General features: G+C 40.1%; 13 protein-coding genes. 1 reads left to right on the top strand and 12 read right to left on the bottom strand.

The window, feature by feature from the left end; genetic code table 11:
• The first annotated feature begins 156 nt into the window (after positions 1 to 156).
• Positions 157 to 1,020 carry a hypothetical protein gene (locus AC59JO_RS01840; protein ID WP_413668927.1) on the top strand — a complete coding sequence of 288 codons (864 nt, stop codon included), beginning with the start codon at positions 157 to 159 and terminating at the stop codon, positions 1,018 to 1,020.
• 142 nt (positions 1,021 to 1,162) lie between these two features.
• On the opposite strand, the gene AC59JO_RS01835 is transcribed toward AC59JO_RS01840, so the two are convergent.
• The 12 genes from AC59JO_RS01835 to AC59JO_RS01780 form a co-directional block, all read right to left on the bottom strand.
• Positions 1,163 to 1,834, bottom strand: a complete 672-nt coding sequence (locus AC59JO_RS01835; RefSeq protein ID WP_413668926.1) for a GDSL-type esterase/lipase family protein — start codon at positions 1,832 to 1,834, stop codon at positions 1,163 to 1,165.
• A 36-nt stretch (positions 1,835 to 1,870) separates the two neighbouring features.
• A complete protein-coding gene (locus AC59JO_RS01830) occupies positions 1,871 to 4,474 on the bottom strand; it encodes an SGNH/GDSL hydrolase family protein (protein WP_413668925.1) in 2,604 nt (867 codons plus the stop codon).
• Positions 4,474 to 5,136 carry a DUF6712 family protein gene (locus AC59JO_RS01825; RefSeq protein ID WP_413668924.1) on the bottom strand — a complete coding sequence of 221 codons (663 nt, stop codon included), beginning with the start codon at positions 5,134 to 5,136 and terminating at the stop codon, positions 4,474 to 4,476. Before AC59JO_RS01825 ends, AC59JO_RS01830 begins: the two co-directional genes overlap by 1 nt.
• A gap of 117 nt (positions 5,137 to 5,253) precedes the next feature.
• Positions 5,254 to 6,537, bottom strand: a complete 1,284-nt coding sequence (locus tag AC59JO_RS01820; RefSeq protein ID WP_497302980.1) for a hypothetical protein — start codon at positions 6,535 to 6,537, stop codon at positions 5,254 to 5,256.
• Complete coding sequence (locus AC59JO_RS01815; RefSeq protein WP_497302978.1) at positions 6,534 to 6,782, bottom strand: hypothetical protein; 249 nt, start codon at positions 6,780 to 6,782, stop codon at positions 6,534 to 6,536. Before AC59JO_RS01815 ends, AC59JO_RS01820 begins: the two co-directional genes overlap by 4 nt.
• An 89-nt stretch (positions 6,783 to 6,871) precedes the next feature.
• Positions 6,872 to 7,459 carry a hypothetical protein gene (locus AC59JO_RS01810; protein ID WP_413668921.1) on the bottom strand — a complete coding sequence of 196 codons (588 nt, stop codon included), beginning with the start codon at positions 7,457 to 7,459 and terminating at the stop codon, positions 6,872 to 6,874.
• A 136-nt stretch (positions 7,460 to 7,595) separates the two neighbouring features.
• Complete coding sequence (locus AC59JO_RS01805; protein WP_497302976.1) at positions 7,596 to 8,804, bottom strand: hypothetical protein; 1,209 nt, start codon at positions 8,802 to 8,804, stop codon at positions 7,596 to 7,598.
• Positions 8,805 to 8,917: 113 nt separating this feature from the next.
• On the bottom strand, positions 8,918 to 10,120 hold the full coding sequence (locus AC59JO_RS01800) for a head maturation protease, ClpP-related (RefSeq protein ID WP_497302974.1): 1,203 nt from the start codon (positions 10,118 to 10,120) through the stop codon (positions 8,918 to 8,920).
• A 332-nt stretch (positions 10,121 to 10,452) separates the two neighbouring features.
• Positions 10,453 to 10,692 carry a hypothetical protein gene (locus AC59JO_RS01795; RefSeq protein WP_413668918.1) on the bottom strand — a complete coding sequence of 80 codons (240 nt, stop codon included), beginning with the start codon at positions 10,690 to 10,692 and terminating at the stop codon, positions 10,453 to 10,455.
• Between the two features lie 113 nt (positions 10,693 to 10,805).
• Positions 10,806 to 13,154: a hypothetical protein gene (locus AC59JO_RS01790; protein ID WP_497302971.1), complete on the bottom strand. Its 2,349-nt coding sequence runs from the start codon at positions 13,152 to 13,154 to the stop codon at positions 10,806 to 10,808.
• A 235-nt stretch (positions 13,155 to 13,389) separates the two neighbouring features.
• A complete protein-coding gene (locus AC59JO_RS01785; RefSeq protein WP_413668916.1) occupies positions 13,390 to 13,959 on the bottom strand; it encodes a hypothetical protein in 570 nt (189 codons plus the stop codon).
• A gap of 89 nt (positions 13,960 to 14,048) precedes the next feature.
• Entirely contained in the window at positions 14,049 to 16,097 is a 2,049-nt protein-coding gene (locus AC59JO_RS01780) for a hypothetical protein (protein WP_497302969.1), read from the bottom strand.
• Between the last annotated feature and the right edge of the window lie 68 nt (positions 16,098 to 16,165).

The following is a 16,165-nucleotide window of genomic DNA, read 5'->3' as shown; positions in this document are numbered from 1 at the left end:
TTAATGATTGATTATAAGAAGCATAATGTTGTTTGAAGGCAGTGCGCTGTTAGATGATCTTGTATTGACATTGGACCTATCGATCCAATGAGGCTACATCTTCTGATACCCTCAGTAACCTGATCTTCTTATATTATATTTGGAAAAAATTAGAGAATGAAAAAAGCAATAGTAACCTTATGCATCGGTGAAAAATATAAAAACTTATTTGATGAATATTGCCGAAGCAACTGGACTGCCTATTGCGATATGTTCAATTTTGATCTCATTGTTATAGATCAGAATTTAGATACATCGGAACGTGCATCGAAGCGATCTCCTTCATGGCAAAAGCTTCTGATTTTATCCCAACCCTGGTCTGATAAATATGATCAAATCGTTTGGGTTGATACTGACGTAATTATAAATACAAACAACGCATTCGATATTACGAGCAGCGTTCCCTTGGAAAAAGTAGGCGGTGTTGATCAATATGCTATTCCGACAAAAGAGATATTTGATATATCATTAAAGCGGTTATATGATGTATGGACAAGGGATAAGGTACCTTTTATTGATAACAGAACTCCTGCAAGTTATTATGCAAATCGCGGACTGCCAGTTAACCAACTGCAAAAAGTAATGCAAGCAGGTATATTTGTTTGCTCTCCGAGCCATCACCGCGAAAGATTTGAATATATTTATCATAATTACGAAGATACACATGGTGGAGAATGGAATTTCGAGAACCCGGCGATGTCTTATGAGCTTGTAAAAGATGACCTTGTGAAATGGATTGCGCCGCAATTTAACTTTTGTGTGATAAATATTATATCGGCGTTTTATCCTTACCTACTTAATATTAAGCCATCAGCTTTAAAGAGCTTCTATTACAAAATTGTTAGGAGATTAACCGAGAAGGAACCGCTACAAACAAGTGAAGCCGAACTACAGGCATTAAAAAATATTTATGAGCTTTCGGTATTTATGCATTTTGCAGGATGCCCTCATTTGATGCCTAAGATGAAATCTATATTGTAGTAATGTCTTTATATAAGCGATTTTAACCGGTATCATTGAAATAATTATACCGGTTAAAATCGCAAAATCCACTTGTAAAAAAAATAAAACGACTTGTAATATTTTTCAGCGCAGCTTAGCCATTTAAATGTTAACAAAAAAGTCAATTAACATATTTGTCGATTAGCCGCCGCCAGTTGAAGTAGCCAGTAGTTGAAAGATGTGTGCCGTCAATTGTTAAATCCGAGTCTATCTTATTCCCTTTTAGAAAATCAGGGTAAAGGTTTATAAAAGTTGCCTCTTTGGTTAAACAGATACTTTCAGCTTCTTTGTTATAGTTAACAATCTTATTATTCAAACTGTCGATGTTGGTGGGAAAAACAGACTGGACATAAATTTTTGTATTGGGTGACTTAGCTTTAATAATGTCAATCATTGTGATTAGGTTGGATTTTACTGTATCCGCACTTATATGATATTTAAAATCATTTACACCAAATTCTAAAAAAACCTTTTGAGGTCTGCGGTAAATTAGTCTTTTAATTACCTGTATGCCATTTTCAGATATACTTCCGGCAAATCCCATGTTTTTAACTTTAGGATTGTTGAACTCCTTTTTTACAGGAAATCCCTCGGTAATGCTTGTTCCTAAAAATATGATCTCACCGGTATCCGGCTTTGATTTTAAATATTCACTCCAGCGATCTAATTTAACGTGATGAAAAAGCGACCAATGACTATAATAAAATCGCTTTCCAATAAAAAATAAAATGAATAAGACGTTGAGTGATAAAGAAGCAATTAACAACCCTTTTTTGAACTTATTATCAACCATCAAAAATATATTATGTTGCAGCTAAGATATAACTTATTACGTCAAAGTTACTTCTTTGAATGTTCCGGTACCAAGATAAGCGACACGAACAAATTGCCTTACTGGAGAGCTGGTACTCGTCAATGTTTGTTGAAAAACTCCATTATTCTTGAATGTAACCAAAGAGCCATTAACTGGCCATCCATCAGTTGCATTAACATAATCCAGTGTCATACCCTCAGGCCATACTGAATAGGCTTGAGAAAAGGGTATTGAGCCAAAACCACCACCTGCTCCAATAAACGCCACCTGAGTTGGTAATGGTTGTAAAATGTAAAACGGTTGCCAACCGGATGCAGACCAGCCTACTCTGATATATAATTTATTGTCCGTGGCACTAAAAGAGGATAATTCCTGCCTGTACATATCATTGCTAAGATGATGTGTAATTAAAAAACCATTTATAGGCCATCCATTTGCAATCTCCACATACTCATAAGACATTCCCTTAGCATAGGCTGATGGCAGAGCGGTAAATAAACGTCCTGATTGGCTTAAATCTACTATATCATTACGTCTATAATAAAGAGGGAACAGAACTTCGTATGTTTTACAGGCGATAAGTACCTTAAGCGATTTTCCGGGATGAATTAACTCGTTAGGTCTGGTTACATCGTAAGGGTTGAAATAGTCTTGCCCGTTTCTCGCATCCTGCCACAAAGCATATAAATCCATGTAGCAGCAGCAATACTTTCGTGCAAGTAAACGTAAGCCTTTGTTGTATTCTTCATTGAAAATTTCTCCCTGATGGTTTTGATTATCATCTGTAGTAGTATTCATAGAACAAAGAATGATAGCAAGCTTATCCTTTGTAAAACTTGAATTGCTACGGATTGTACTTAATCCTGTATCCATCCTATCAAGTAGTTGTTGGGGAGTTGAGCCGTTGGTGTCATTGATACCCCACCTTAAAACGTATACATGCGGGTTTAGAGCTAAGTCATTCGCCAAATAAGTCGAAAGCCACTGGATTGTGCTTTGCCCTCCATAGCCATGATTGACAAATGTAAGATTTGGTATATAGTCCCGAGCAGCTAAGCTAATAAACACCTGATCAATTGCGGTATCACTACCCTCATCACCACCCCCAGTTGTGCTATCACCTGAAAATATGATCTTTAATGCCGTTGGCGAAGATGTCGTCTGATTAGCATACAATTTTTTATGGAATGAGCTCAAATATTCAGTTCCAAATATGTGTTGATAATCATCTGCATAGCTGTTTAGTTGCTGTTTAACTGCATTGCCGTTTGGACTATTCCTTAGAATCCTTACGTTACCCTGGATTTTTGTGCCATATTTATTTATAGGTATAGATGTAACAAAAAAATCACCACTATCTTCTATCACCTTTTCAGCCGCCAGCGCTGCGTTCACTGCCGCCGTATCATCTGTCACGCCATCACCCACAGCGCCGTAATCAACTCTGAAAGATTTAATTTGCCCGGAAGGCTCAGATGAGCCACCTCCACTACCGGAAGGTGCGTTAATCCAATGCAGGTCACCATCGGCACTGCTATTTTTTGCTAATATTTGCCCGCTTGTTCCTCCACCGGGAATTTTAAATAAACCCGTAATTTGTGCCTGAAGTTTACCTAATGCTTGTAAAATACTATCTGTAGCTGATATTGCCGAGGCATTTCCGAAGCCTATGCCGGTAAGTACTGCGTTTAACACCCGCGATAACGTAAAATATTTATTTGTTGTACCCTCAGGTACTGCATCGGTTGTGCCGGGTGATGCTACAATTTGTATGTACGCTGATCCGCTCCATCGGTATTCGTTGTTCGTATCTGTGGTTATATAGATTTTCCCGGTCTCTCCGCTTGTTGGCAATGAGGCATAATTGGTAACTTCTATTACATCATCAACATAGCTCGGGAGCTGTGCTGATGCAATTTTCCCGCTGCTATCTAAACCGGCGTAACCGTCCGGAGCGTTTTTATTGGCTGTTTCTTCAAATTGTACGCCCGAAACTATCAGGGAAATTCCCGTTCCCCACACTCCGGCGCTTTTGGGACCAAAAAAGTAATAGGATGATGTATTGATGTAAAAATCTCCATCGGTACCAAGGCTATTTGCCGGATTTGTTGTGCCATTTAATATGGTTTTACCATTAGTTCCATTGGTGCCATTTGTTCCGCTTGGGCCTTGTGGTCCCTGCGGACCTGTTTGCATGGAGAATACCTGGTTCCATGCGCCGCCGCTTTTCTTGTAAAATATGCCGCTTACGGTATTGATAAAAGTATCACCATTGTTGCCGGTTCCTGTACCCGGATTGGTAGTACCATACAGTACCGTGGTATCAGTACTACTGCCTGTAGCTATGGTATAAACAATTGTCCAAACGCCTGCTATTTTTTGCGCAAAGGCACCTGCAGAAGTATTAATAAATACGTCGCCATTTTTACCGGCTGTGTTTTGCGGGAGCACCGGGCCGAAAGTTAGGTTAGCTCCGGCATTAAGCCCCGAGTTGATGAATTGAAGCAGTGTGGCAAAATCAAATTGGTAGTCGGCATTATTGCTGATCAGGATTGATCTGTCGGACGCACTTATAGTTTCGGCTATTGGAAGCTCGCTTATTTTTTTATCGTTTGCCATTAGTTTAAAAAATCGGTTATTGGTAAATTATAATCATTTATAGTGACCGGATAGTTGAAATCAGTTTTGTCGATACCACGGATTCGCGGACCGGATTGCCTGCTGCTTTTATTCTTTTCGTTATAGTGCCAAAGCGGAAAGCCTTCCTGGTTATCTCTTAAAAACTTTTCGACATCATTGACATAAGCATTGGCTATGCTGCGTTGTTGCTGCACGAGTTTTACTATTTCGGGTGATGAAAGCGCGTTGCCATTATCGTGGCGTTTGATAACCGGGCCAGTTGCTGTATAATGAACCGAGTCGTTTTCAATAAAACGGGCAAAGGTGAAATAAACCAGTGAAGGGGCCAGACCCTCATACAATACTATACGGCCGTAATCATCGAGATACTCGCTGCCGTTTAAAAGATCTTTATAAGCCTGCGGCGCGTTTTCTTTTATGGTGCCGTCATCATTGCAATAGGTTATCAGCTGGTTGTATAAAGCATACCCTAAAAACGGTTTTAGGTCGAGTTCCTGAGCTTTTTTAATGAACACCTTGAGGCGTTCGGGCTTAATATTTACGTTGATATCCTCGTATTGTTGAAATATGGTTTGATTGATTAAATAGATCATAGCATGGCCTCCTGACCCCCAATGGGGGAGTTGAAAATGTTTTATCATAATGATGTTTATTGAGATTCCCGCTGGAATAATAGTTTTAAGTAGGAAGTCTTAAGTCAGATTTTCTTCTTTTAATATTTAGAACTTATGACTTATAACTAAAAACTTATGACTTAATCAGGGGCATATGGCTTCAGCTTCGGCTTGTTTAAAACCGTATGCATATACCAAAGCAGCTATTTTGCTTTTTTGAGGAATGGCTGATTGCAGCAGCTCGTTGATGGCTTTTCCGGCTTTGAAGCCCGGGGTATCGTCGGCTGCTATTGCTGTTACGGGTACGATGTTCCAGTTATTGCCGGGATTAATATCTCTGTAAAAACGAATAAAGATTTCGGCAAAGGTTTCTGACAAATCGAACCTGTCGGCAGCGGTGTTATCATTAAATTCAAGAATAGCCTGTTTCTTTTCGCTGCCGTTGCTTAAGCCGGATGATTTTTCGACATTGATCAATTCTTTTGGCACCGAAAAGCCTTTGATAATCCTTGCTTCGACAGATCGTTCGGTAGTTTCAAACAGTTTGTCGTTATTTTGAATTGGATAAGCCTTGAACTCCGGTTTTGAGTTTTCATCTTCATATTCAATTACAATGATCTTTTGCGCGCTTTTTGCTCCCTGAAATGCGCCGAGATCTTTTTCAAGCTGAGATGGAACATTGATCCCTGCATATTCATTGGCATCAGGCCGGGTGTTTTCCGCCTCTTCGCGGCGCGATTGCATAAAAAGCATGGTTGAGGGCAGGAATCCGGTAGTCACTTCCCGGTTATTGAAAATTTTGATCCCGGCTTCGGTTTCAAAGTCTTCCCATACAGAATCTGCTTCAATCAGGGGGTAATCATCAACTTCCGGGTTAAAATAAAATAATTGCCCTTTGTAGTTTTCCCAGCCGCCAGCCCGGCATACCTGTTCAATGATCACCTCCGGATCAGGATTGTACCTGTCTAAAAATGCGATTTTGCTGCGCATGATATTTTTCCAGGTTTTGCGGCCCCAATCGGAGTATAATGCGTATTTATCAACTGTTTCCGGGGCGTCGGTATCACCTATGCGAATGTCTTCGAACTTTACATAGCTTACCGATACGATCTTAAAATCGGCATTGTAATTTACGTGGATTCCAAAACCCGTAAAAAGCGCTTTATCAGTTGCCAAGGCTTTTAACAGTTTAGCTACAGTTAAACCTTTAGAGTTAACTGCTTGTTTCCCAAGTTCCTTTTCTTCAAACCCGTTACCGGCTATGAATTTTGTTCGTTTGTTCCAGCAATCTTTTGCAGTTGGCGATCCGGCTACCAACTCAAGCATGCGCTGAGGATAAGCGTTATCCAGGTCATAGTTAAGAATACCGTAGGTTTGGTTCGGCCTCACCAGTATTCGTCTTTCAATTTGCGGAAGGTAGGTTTTCATACTAAACCTCCTTTGCCTAACATTTCATCTTCTGTTGATTGGCGCTGCTCTTTGGTCTGCTCTGCAACTCCCCGTTCAGGGGGCCGGGGGGCAAACAGTGCTTCAATATGCGGGTATCGTTGCAAATACCATTCTGCTTCTTTATCGCTCAGGTTTTCATTACAATGAACAGCTGCCGAACCGGGGGCGAACTGATGGAGACCAGGTTTAAGAATGTATTTCTTTGTCATTGTGTCATTAGTCATTTGGTCATTAGTTTTAGGTTATATCAAAAAGATGTTTTAATGGTCATTAGCCATTATTAAAAATGACTAATGACCTCATGACACAATGATTATGCTACAACCAGTGCCTCAAGCGCTGCTATGGTACTGGCGTACGTAGCGGTGCCCGATGTTGGAGCAATAGATACCGCACGGGGAGGGTAGGGCTCTTTCATTTTATCCGGATTGGTAAGTTTTAGTTTGTAACCACCGTCAAGTGATTCATCGGCCGCATTACGTTCAGCATCGGTGAGGATCAATCCGTTTACGGCGCCAAAAAGTTCAATCGCCGAATCGCTTGATTTATAATTATTAACGGCTATCGCTCGCACACGGCCGTATCCCATAGCCATAAGCAGCCCTTTGATATCAACAGATAAACCTGCAATGTTGAAATCTATCTCTTCGGTATAACGTGGGCCCACCTGTGTTTTGGCGAGTTTGGACATGGTATTGAAGCTGTTATTTGTGCCCTCAAATTTGTAAACCTTAGCGTTGCTTACTGCAGTAAGGCCTTTAACAATAAGCGGGTTGGTAGTATCATAAGTGAGTACAATATCATCTGCATTAAAAATGTAGATCACATCCTCAATACCGGAGGTGATAGGTTCATCTGTACCCAGGCTAAAACCGGCGTTTATTTTATTATAAATTGACATGGAGTTTAATTAGTGAATTAATGATTTATTGAATTAATGAATCAAGGAGTTATTGTTGAATTAATGATTTATTGAATTATACATGTGATATGAAAGCAAATTCACTAAATCACTAATTCAATAACTCAATAATTGCCTATGCAGACAGGTAAAATAGTTCGTTGGCAAATTTGAAGTTTACAGCAGCTTTCATACGGGCTTTCATGCGTACCACGTTATCATTGGTGTAAGGCTTCAGGTAAACGGTTGATAATTCTGATGCGTCACCTAAAAGGTCAACACCAAGGAATAGGTTTGAAGATCTTGCACCTAAAATAGTATTTGCCTGCCAGTGGTTCATGATCTGAAGCGGAATGCCCAGGTAGTCCATCTTTTTCATATCGGTAAAGGCGTTAATTACATTGAGTGCTTTGTTGGCCTGTGCCTGGGCATAAGCGTAACCTACATGTAACGGGATTTGTAAGTTAAAATCTTCCTGGATCCTGTCGGCTGGGTCAAGCTGGGCGTAAACGCTGCCCAATACCTGTAAAACATTGCTCACGTTGATGTAGTTTACAGTAGCCGCGGTAGTTGTGCCGCTAAAAGTTGCTGGTTTTCGGCTGTTAACATCGTTGTAATTGCGTACCAGTTTAAATGAAGTTGCACTGGCAATTTGGATAAAGTATGATTGCCCCTGGATGGCTATACCCGGTGCTCCGTTAGTGATATCCTTGCTGGTGCCGGTTACTGAAGTGATTGTAACAACGTCGCCATCGGCAAGGGTTGATGTATCGGCTACTGTTACAATGCCGTTTGCGTCAATTGCTGTAGCAACCAGGGAGGTAGCCGGTTTGCTTAAACCTACTTTATAAACACCGGAAGCGGCAGCTATAGAAGGGAGCAGGCCAGGAAAATCAGCAGTGAATGCTGCCTCCTTGGTAGCAGTCTTACCAAGCCAGTACAAACGCTCGTTAGCAATCTGGATTTTGGTTAAATAACGTTGTACCATAAAGTCCGAAAGGTCAACCACACCTTCGTAATCCATAAAGGCACCGGGTTTTAGGGCCTGGGCTTCCCAGCTCTGCGCAAGCTTATCCCACTGCTCCTGTTTCATAAATTCGTAAACTACCGGGTCAAGATAACTTTCGGTTTGATGAGCGGTTGTACCCTGGTCGGTAAAGATGCCCGAAGGGTTTTGCAATACAACGTCATCGTCAACATCAAGAATTACCTTGCGGGCTTTTACGTCGTTAATTACTGTGAGCAGGCCTCGTTTCACCGAATCGGCTTCTAATAATGTGCTTGCCATAAATCCTGCCAGCGCTTCGCCGGCGTAGGTGTTGTTAGTAAATGTAAATTGAGCCATAAAGTTTAGCCCCCCAGCCCCCTAAAGGGGGAGCTTTGATTGTTTTAAACGTATAGGGATAGTAAAAATGGGTTAATTAGATATGATAAGGTTTAGGTAATGTGTTGATCGGTTTAGGAGGCGATAGCCTTTTTAACCGCATTTTTTGCGATTTCGGTTTGTGGGGCAAAGAACGGAGCAGGCTCTGAATGGGCTTTATTGCTGCGCTTTGAACTTTCGGGTATAAAGGTTGACTTGATTTCGTTTTTTACCTCAGTACGTGTTTTTTGCAGGCGGTTATTAGCTTCCTCAAGCGCCGTACGGGCTTCTGTTAGCAATGCGTTTTGTGCGTGCAAGCGGGCTTTTAACTGCTGCATGCGATTTTGCACATCGTTGGTTTTTTTAGCTGATTTAAATTTACTTTCCGGCAAATCCTCGTCCTCATCTTCCGCTTCGGGGGCTTTTTCAGGATCGACAGGTGTTACACTCTGGATCTTTCCTTGTTTAATATCCAGTTGTTTACCATCGGCACAGGTGTAAGTATCACTTATGGCAGGTGTAGTCATGTCTTCATCCTGATAAACTTCGGCACCCTCTTCAATTTGCCCTGCGTGATGGAGCGTTCCCTTATCAGTGATGGTTTGCTTGTTGACAACCTTTTTAAAAAAGTTCATGATCTTGTCTAATACTGATGTCGTTTTCTCAATGAGTTCTTTGTTTTCGATGTTCATGCTGTTGTTATTTATGTTTAAGATTTTGTTAATGCATCGCTGGTAAACTGCCGGAGCTGTGCTGGTATAGTTTTTAATAAGTGCGCTGTTGGTAATCTTTGTACTGTAATCTTCGATTTGGTCGATAAAACCGAGATCAAGTGCCTGATCTGCGGTCATCCAGGTTACTGAGTTGATCAAGCTGTTTACGGTAACTCCGTCCAGGCCGGATTTGTCTATGTAGATCTGCGCCAGGCGTTCCTGAACTACATTTAGCATTTGTACATCTTTTAAAAGTTCATCGGCATTGCCGCCAGTGCCAACCATAGGTTTGTGGATCATGAGGAGCGCGTATTTGCTCATCACTACCTGCCGGCCGCCCATTGCAACAACTGACGCCGCTGAGGCGGCCAGCGCATCGATATAGGTAGTAACTTTGCCTGGATATTTTTTAAGGAGATCATAAATGGCAATGGCATCAAATGCGCTGCCGCCTACCGAACTGATGTGTACTTCAACATCATCGCCCGCTGCTACCGCAAGCTGGGTTTGCATGTATACTGATGATAAGTTGCCTGAACCTATGCAGTCGGTTTCGGTGTCGTATAAATAAATTTTGTAGCTCATATTAAGTTGTTTTTGTCCGAAAGTCGGTAAGTGAGAAAGTCCGGCAGTGGGACTGGGCTTGTTATTTTGCCTGGAATAGCAGACTGTTTTTTTGATGTTTTATAATGCCGGTTGGCATATATCAAAGGTCGTGATTATTGCTTGTTTTGATGGTGACAGTAGTTTGTCAGTGGCTGTCTGAACCGGAATTTGTTGAATTATTTGAATGAATTGAAGTTGCCTTGGCTTGTTCTCATCATCAAGGATTTTTTTAGTTTCGGTGGATTGACATAACAAATGTCGGCATAAAATCCTTTTAATTTGGTGACAGTGTTTTGTCACTGGACGAATTTTTAAGCCACTTTTTCAGAAAAGCAATTGAGCGCGCGCCAGATAGTGCGTTCATCTTTATTGAATTTGATTTCGGCTTCAAGTACAGCTTGATTTTTAGAAATGCTGCGTGTTTGTTGTTGGGCATTTACCCATAAATAGATTTCACGATACACAAATACTTTAGTAGTGATGAACCCTGCTTTGTACATAGCAGAGAAGATCCCTTCATCAAAAAGTGTATTAGCAATTTGAATATCCATGGAGGTTAGAGGTTAGAGGTTAGAGGTTAGAGGTTAGAGGTTAGAGGTTAGAGGTTAGAGGTTAGAGGTTAGAGGTTAGAGGTATGTTTATTGTGATGATTGGCATAATTTATTTAAAGGTTTACACGATTAATTGTTTGGGCAAGTATATTTTGTTGATTATTAATATCCTTAACATCAACATAAACAGGAGGGAAGTTATTGATCATTTGATAGGCCAGCGTATTGGCCAGATCTTTTACATCATTAACCGGTTGATTGTAATATCGGTTAGCATTGCCACCATCAGTAAATATGCCGCCTACGGCATAACCACGGCCGGGATTGGGTATTGAAAAGTCGCGGCCGCCATGCGCCACATTTATAGCACTTACCAGGTTGCGGGCCCATGGATTGCGCATGGCTTCGGATACTACAATGGCTTCGCCCGAGCGGAGGTAGGCGTTTGTATTATCCGTACGGCTATAGCCCGGCAACAACGCACCGCGGCCGTCCGACTGATAATGCAGACCACCTTTAGCATATTGCGGTGGTTTTTGAGCCACGATAGTGGCAACCTGAATAGCGGTAGAAGCAATTATTCCTGGTATTACAAAAGGAGCTAATATACCAGTTTGTGAGGTAGCCTTGGTTACCGCCAACGCCCCGTTTATAACAGCTTGAAGTATAGATGCTTTCTGTTCTGCTTTAAAAGCTTTAACTTTTTCGGCGGCTTCCTTTTTTTGATATTTATCCTCAATCCCTTTTTTCTGAGTTTTTGTCAGGTTTTTATTACTCAATTCGGCTGCTTTGTCTTTTTCTAATCCCCTTATCCTGGCATCGCTTTCAGTTTTAATGTTATTTTGAATGATAGAAAAAGCTTTGTCGGCCACTTGTTGCGCGCTTTGCAAGGCGAACTCTCTGCGTTGTTGCTCGTATTGCTGAGTTAAGGCTGTAATATCCTTTTGCTTTTGATCTTCCAGCGCTTTGATTTTTTCGGCGTTACCAGCGGCGAGGCCTATCTCATAAGTATACTTATCATTAATAAGCTGTTTCTCGGCATCTAATTTTTGGCCAGGTAATAGTGTTTTATCAACCTTTTTCTGATCCTTTGCCATCATATCCTCGTGCTGATGGGCATCTATCATCGCCTGCATTTGTTTTTGCGCTTCAGCAAAATCATTTTTATTGAAAAACTGGATCTTATCGCCAATGCCGAGGTGAAATTTTTTCTGGAGCTCTTCACTTTTTTTGTTGTATTCGTCCTGGCCAATCAGCTTTTTGTTATACTGATCATTTAATAACGAAAGTTCAGTGTCATAATTTTGCTTATCAAGTTCAATTTGTTTCGCAAAATCAATTGCTTTGACTTGAAGAATTTCGGAAGAACGGGTTTGATCAATTTTAGGTTTTTCTACCTTCTTATGAGGGATAATAGGGCCGCTGTTATTTGGTTTATCCGAACCGCTTTCATCTAACTTCTTGTTGGGTAAAATTAATTTTTGCCTCGCTTCAATTTCATCATATAATTTTTCATTTTGATCGTTTAATAATTTCGAATCTGTTGATAAATTATAGATTATTTTGTCGCTGGCGTCAAGATCTTTAGCAAGAAGTCCTGAACTACGGGCCAATCCCTTGATAGTTTCGCCTTCGTCGTGAACAGGGTGTTTTAAAGTATATTCATAGCTCCTATCTACTGCCGCTTTCTCTTTGATAATGTCAAGATTGTTCTTACGTTCCTTTGCAATTTTTAAATCATTTTCCAGCGCCCTGCTTGCATTTGCAGAAATTTTACTTTTTGCCGCTTCAGCGTAGGCTGTTGCAAGAATTTGTTCTCTTAGATCCCCATAAGCGTTTGCTGCATCTCCTGCTATAATGGCTTCATCTTTCATATTTTTAAATGTTCCGGGCCATTGATCTTGTAACGCAGCTGCAGCTTTCTTTTTTTCCGCCATTGATAGCGTGTGGCTTTGGGTGGCCCGGTACAGAGCAGTTAAGTTAGTGATTTCATTTTGTGCTGCCTGGTCTCCTTTTAGTTTAGTTTGTATGAGCGATTCGGTAATAATTGCATTGTCCTTCATAGCCTTACCAAGGGCCGATAGCGTGGTTTGTCCCTTGAGCATGTCGGCTACCCAATCGATAATTACATCGCTATAGCTGGCAAGTAAGGTTATGCCCACCGAGATAAGGGAATTCCATGATAAAAATGATGAAGCCAATTCCTTTAAAATATTTTTAGGCTTTTGCCCTGATGCGGCAAGTTCCTTATTTTGTTCATTTAGCTTTTGCATAGCATCTACCACTTCCGGTAGTTTTTCGCCAATGGCTTTAATACCTTCTTTTAATCCATCCGAAAATTCAGGAAACTTGCTATTTACACCAACAACTGCTTTTTTTAATTCATTTAAAGCATCAGTGTATTTTTTTGTTTTCTCAATATCATCATTGCTGAGATCGAGCCTGTAGTTATAATTAGTCATGTTTTTTATGTTTTAAATGTCTTTTGGCATAGTTTAATAATCAAAGTCACAGTTATAAAATATGAATGATGTCAATTTTTACGACTTGAATGCATCAAAATTTTTTTAATAATTATTTGTGCGATATGAAGTTTATTTAAATGTAATTGCCCGATTTAATGAGAGTTAAATTGTTGTGCAATTGGCCTATTTTATTTTGCGGTGGTGTGTGACTTGTTATATTACCAGCTAACTTCTATTTCATTTTAGTTATGTCTTCTATTTTAAAATCAAATTTAGGATTTGAAAAAGTAGACTCTTCGCTATCTAAGCTGTTCCTGACTTCAACAATATTATCTTTTAATGTTTTTTGGAATTTGCCGGTTACTAATACCTTATCATCTCTTAATAATTCTTTTAATTTATCTTTAAGCGGGTCTTGCGGTTTAATTATTGCCGATAATATTATGTTTCTAACATCGGGATACTTTTGGCTCGGATCTAAATCGGCATCTTTAGTTATCAATAATGTAATCTCAATATAATCAGTAGGGGCGCTATAAATCTCGATCTGACTAACAATAGCTTGCCATTGATTGAATTTTGCGTGTAACGTATCTGTTATAAATTTACTTAGTTGAGCTCGTTGTTTTTCAAGTATTTCCGCTTTTTTAATATTGTTTTTTTCGCCGGAATAAATAGAATCGGCTGCACGAAATTTTCTTACAAAAGCCAATTCATCAGTGGGCCTATTATCAATTGATTTTATAGGCTCACAGCCAACAATAATGAATAATGGCAGCAATAAAGTTCTTGATAGTTTCATGTAAGTGATAATTTAGATTTTGCTAATTTTATTGGTAAATATACAATATATCTATTGAGGTACAAATGATATTTTAAAATGAATATTTATCATCCCATTTTTACTAATTCTACTTTTGTGGGTTGCCCTTTACGCCAACTATCAATCTTGTTGATGTAATAATAGCAACTATCCTGCTCAAGATAAACGGGAATGAGTAAATCAAGTTCAAGGATATCGCGCGGCGTAAGCAAAAAATAACGTACTACTTTTTTTGTTTGGGTAAGTATTTTTTCAAGCTGGGGGTAATAGTTTGTTTTTAAGCCTGGTAATATATTGCCATTAGTCCCGGGTTTGTCGGAAAAACAAAGGTTAAACTCGCCATCGGGCTTGTAAAAATAGGGCACCGATACAAAGTCATTTACTGTTACAGTTTTCTCGCCATCCGTAAATTTTACCGTGGGGGCATCTTTAAGATTAAGCAGGTTTAGTTTCTGATCGACCAGTATTCTAGGTGATGTGCTGATACTGAAGCCGTTAGTGTTGTTGTCAGGATCGAGTTTTTTGATTTGTGCTATGGTGCCGCCTATAAATGCCCGGTTAAGAGTGGGAGCAAACTGGCTTTCAAACAGATCTGCGCTGGCTGGCAAGGTTTTGTCATTAACTTTAATTTCCGAGTCGGCGAACTTTTTAGGCAGCACATTATCATCATCTTTGTATTGCATGTAATTAACCTGGGCATAGCCGCCGAGCTGAAAATTTATGGTTTTACCCTGATCGATACACTGGCTTGTCCAGTTTTTTGCGATTGGAATGTTGGCAACAATATCTGCAAATGAATTAAAGGACACAGTTCGGGTACTATTATCGGTTTGGCATACAATGCCGAAACGCTGTAATGTATCTTTCAGCAGATCTTTCTGGCTTATATCCGGAAAAATGCGTTCACACTGTATCTGTTGCCCATATAAAACCGGCTTTTGGTCAACATCGAACCTAAATACAGCACCTTTGTGGATGAAAACGGTGGTATTATAACGATGCAGGTGATAAGTGATGAATACAGAATCGCCTTTATTAAGTTCAAAATCGTATGTGAGTTTTAAATTCTTAACCGGTTCTGTACGCTCACGGGTATTAGGGGGATAAGCCTTATCAGTAAAGTTGATAGTTTGCTTTGCCACTTCACTTTCATGACCATTCGCTTCTCGGTAGTTTATGATGAGTTCGAAATATCCGTTATCGCCGGTATTCGCGATGCCATGCATATCCAAATCAAGAATTAAGCTTGCAGTGCCATTGACACGATTTGTTGCATGATATTCCTGGAAGCCAATTGGTAACGTTTTGTCTGTAACATGCTTAGCATTCATGCCTAATCGACCACCGTCAATTACAAGCTCATTTTTTGTTACGTATAATAATGATTCTGATTTACTTAAGCCATCAATAGAATTCTGAAAATCTGAACCGTGCTCAAATTCATCATTTGCAAACTGGCAAATGAGCTTAGGGTACAACTCGTTTTTAAGCAAAGATCCGGTCGCCTTATATCCTATGTTGCTTATCATTAGTTCGATAGCTGTTTTAATGAAAAAGCCGGGGCGCATGGTGTACGCATCCAAAGGTTTATCAAAATCAACCTCGTTTATTGATCCATAATCAACAACGGGCCATATCCAGCCGTCTGTCTTTTTTTGTGACGCAACAATGGTATCCAAATTCCAGGGGTGGTCATAAACCTGCCATGGCAGCCTTTTACCCAAATTGGATGTCGAGCTGCTGCTATCGCCCATATCATAAATCTTTCCTTCCAATGCATCAAAAAAATCTACGTTGCCGCTTAGTATAGTAATGTTGGCTATATCCTGCTCAATGCTGTTAAGTACAGCCAGCCCATAAGGAATAATCTCAAGGCCATCCTGGATAATTTTTGCCTGGTAATTATCATAAGGGAGGGTTGTGGTAAAAGCTATATCATCCGGGAAACCCAGAATTTGCCGGTTACGCTGTGTCAATGGTATCTTAAACTGGTTGCTGGTGTTTCCCTGCTGGTTTTTTACCTCGGCCAGGTTGTTAATCTGGAAGGTGAGGGCTATAGGACTGTCATCGGCCAGGTCGACCAATTGGTCATTAATATAAAGTTGTATCTGATTCATGAAATTAATAAATGATGATTTTGAGTACGGTAAAAAGTGGAGATACTAAAACAATTGGTTTATTATCA

Source organism: Mucilaginibacter sp. A5337 (assembly GCF_059690695.1).
This window is presented reverse-complemented; position numbering and strand designations above follow the sequence as displayed.

Excerpts from the sequence above, each read along its gene's own strand:
- AC59JO_RS01810 (WP_413668921.1), bottom strand. The coding sequence starts at position 7,459 with ATGTCAATTTATAATAAAATAAACGCCGGTTTTAGCCTGGGTACAGAT.
- AC59JO_RS01795 (WP_413668918.1), bottom strand. The coding sequence starts at position 10,692 with ATGGATATTCAAATTGCTAATACACTTTTTGATGAAGGGATCTTCTCT.
- AC59JO_RS01790 (WP_497302971.1), bottom strand. The coding sequence starts at position 13,154 with ATGACTAATTATAACTACAGGCTCGATCTCAGCAATGATGATATTGAG.
- AC59JO_RS01815 (WP_497302978.1), bottom strand. The coding sequence starts at position 6,782 with ATGACTAATGACACAATGACAAAGAAATACATTCTTAAACCTGGTCTC.
- AC59JO_RS01830 (WP_413668925.1), bottom strand. The coding sequence starts at position 4,474 with ATGGCAAACGATAAAAAAATAAGCGAGCTTCCAATAGCCGAAACTATA.
- AC59JO_RS01805 (WP_497302976.1), bottom strand. The coding sequence starts at position 8,804 with ATGGCTCAATTTACATTTACTAACAACACCTACGCCGGCGAAGCGCTG.
- AC59JO_RS01840 (WP_413668927.1), top strand. The coding sequence starts at position 157 with ATGAAAAAAGCAATAGTAACCTTATGCATCGGTGAAAAATATAAAAAC.
- AC59JO_RS01800 (WP_497302974.1), bottom strand. The coding sequence starts at position 10,120 with ATGAGCTACAAAATTTATTTATACGACACCGAAACCGACTGCATAGGT.
- AC59JO_RS01825 (WP_413668924.1), bottom strand. The coding sequence starts at position 5,136 with ATGATAAAACATTTTCAACTCCCCCATTGGGGGTCAGGAGGCCATGCT.
- AC59JO_RS01835 (WP_413668926.1), bottom strand. The coding sequence starts at position 1,834 with ATGGTTGATAATAAGTTCAAAAAAGGGTTGTTAATTGCTTCTTTATCA.
- AC59JO_RS01820 (WP_497302980.1), bottom strand. The coding sequence starts at position 6,537 with ATGAAAACCTACCTTCCGCAAATTGAAAGACGAATACTGGTGAGGCCG.
- AC59JO_RS01785 (WP_413668916.1), bottom strand. The coding sequence starts at position 13,959 with ATGAAACTATCAAGAACTTTATTGCTGCCATTATTCATTATTGTTGGC.
- AC59JO_RS01780 (WP_497302969.1), bottom strand. The coding sequence starts at position 16,097 with ATGAATCAGATACAACTTTATATTAATGACCAATTGGTCGACCTGGCC.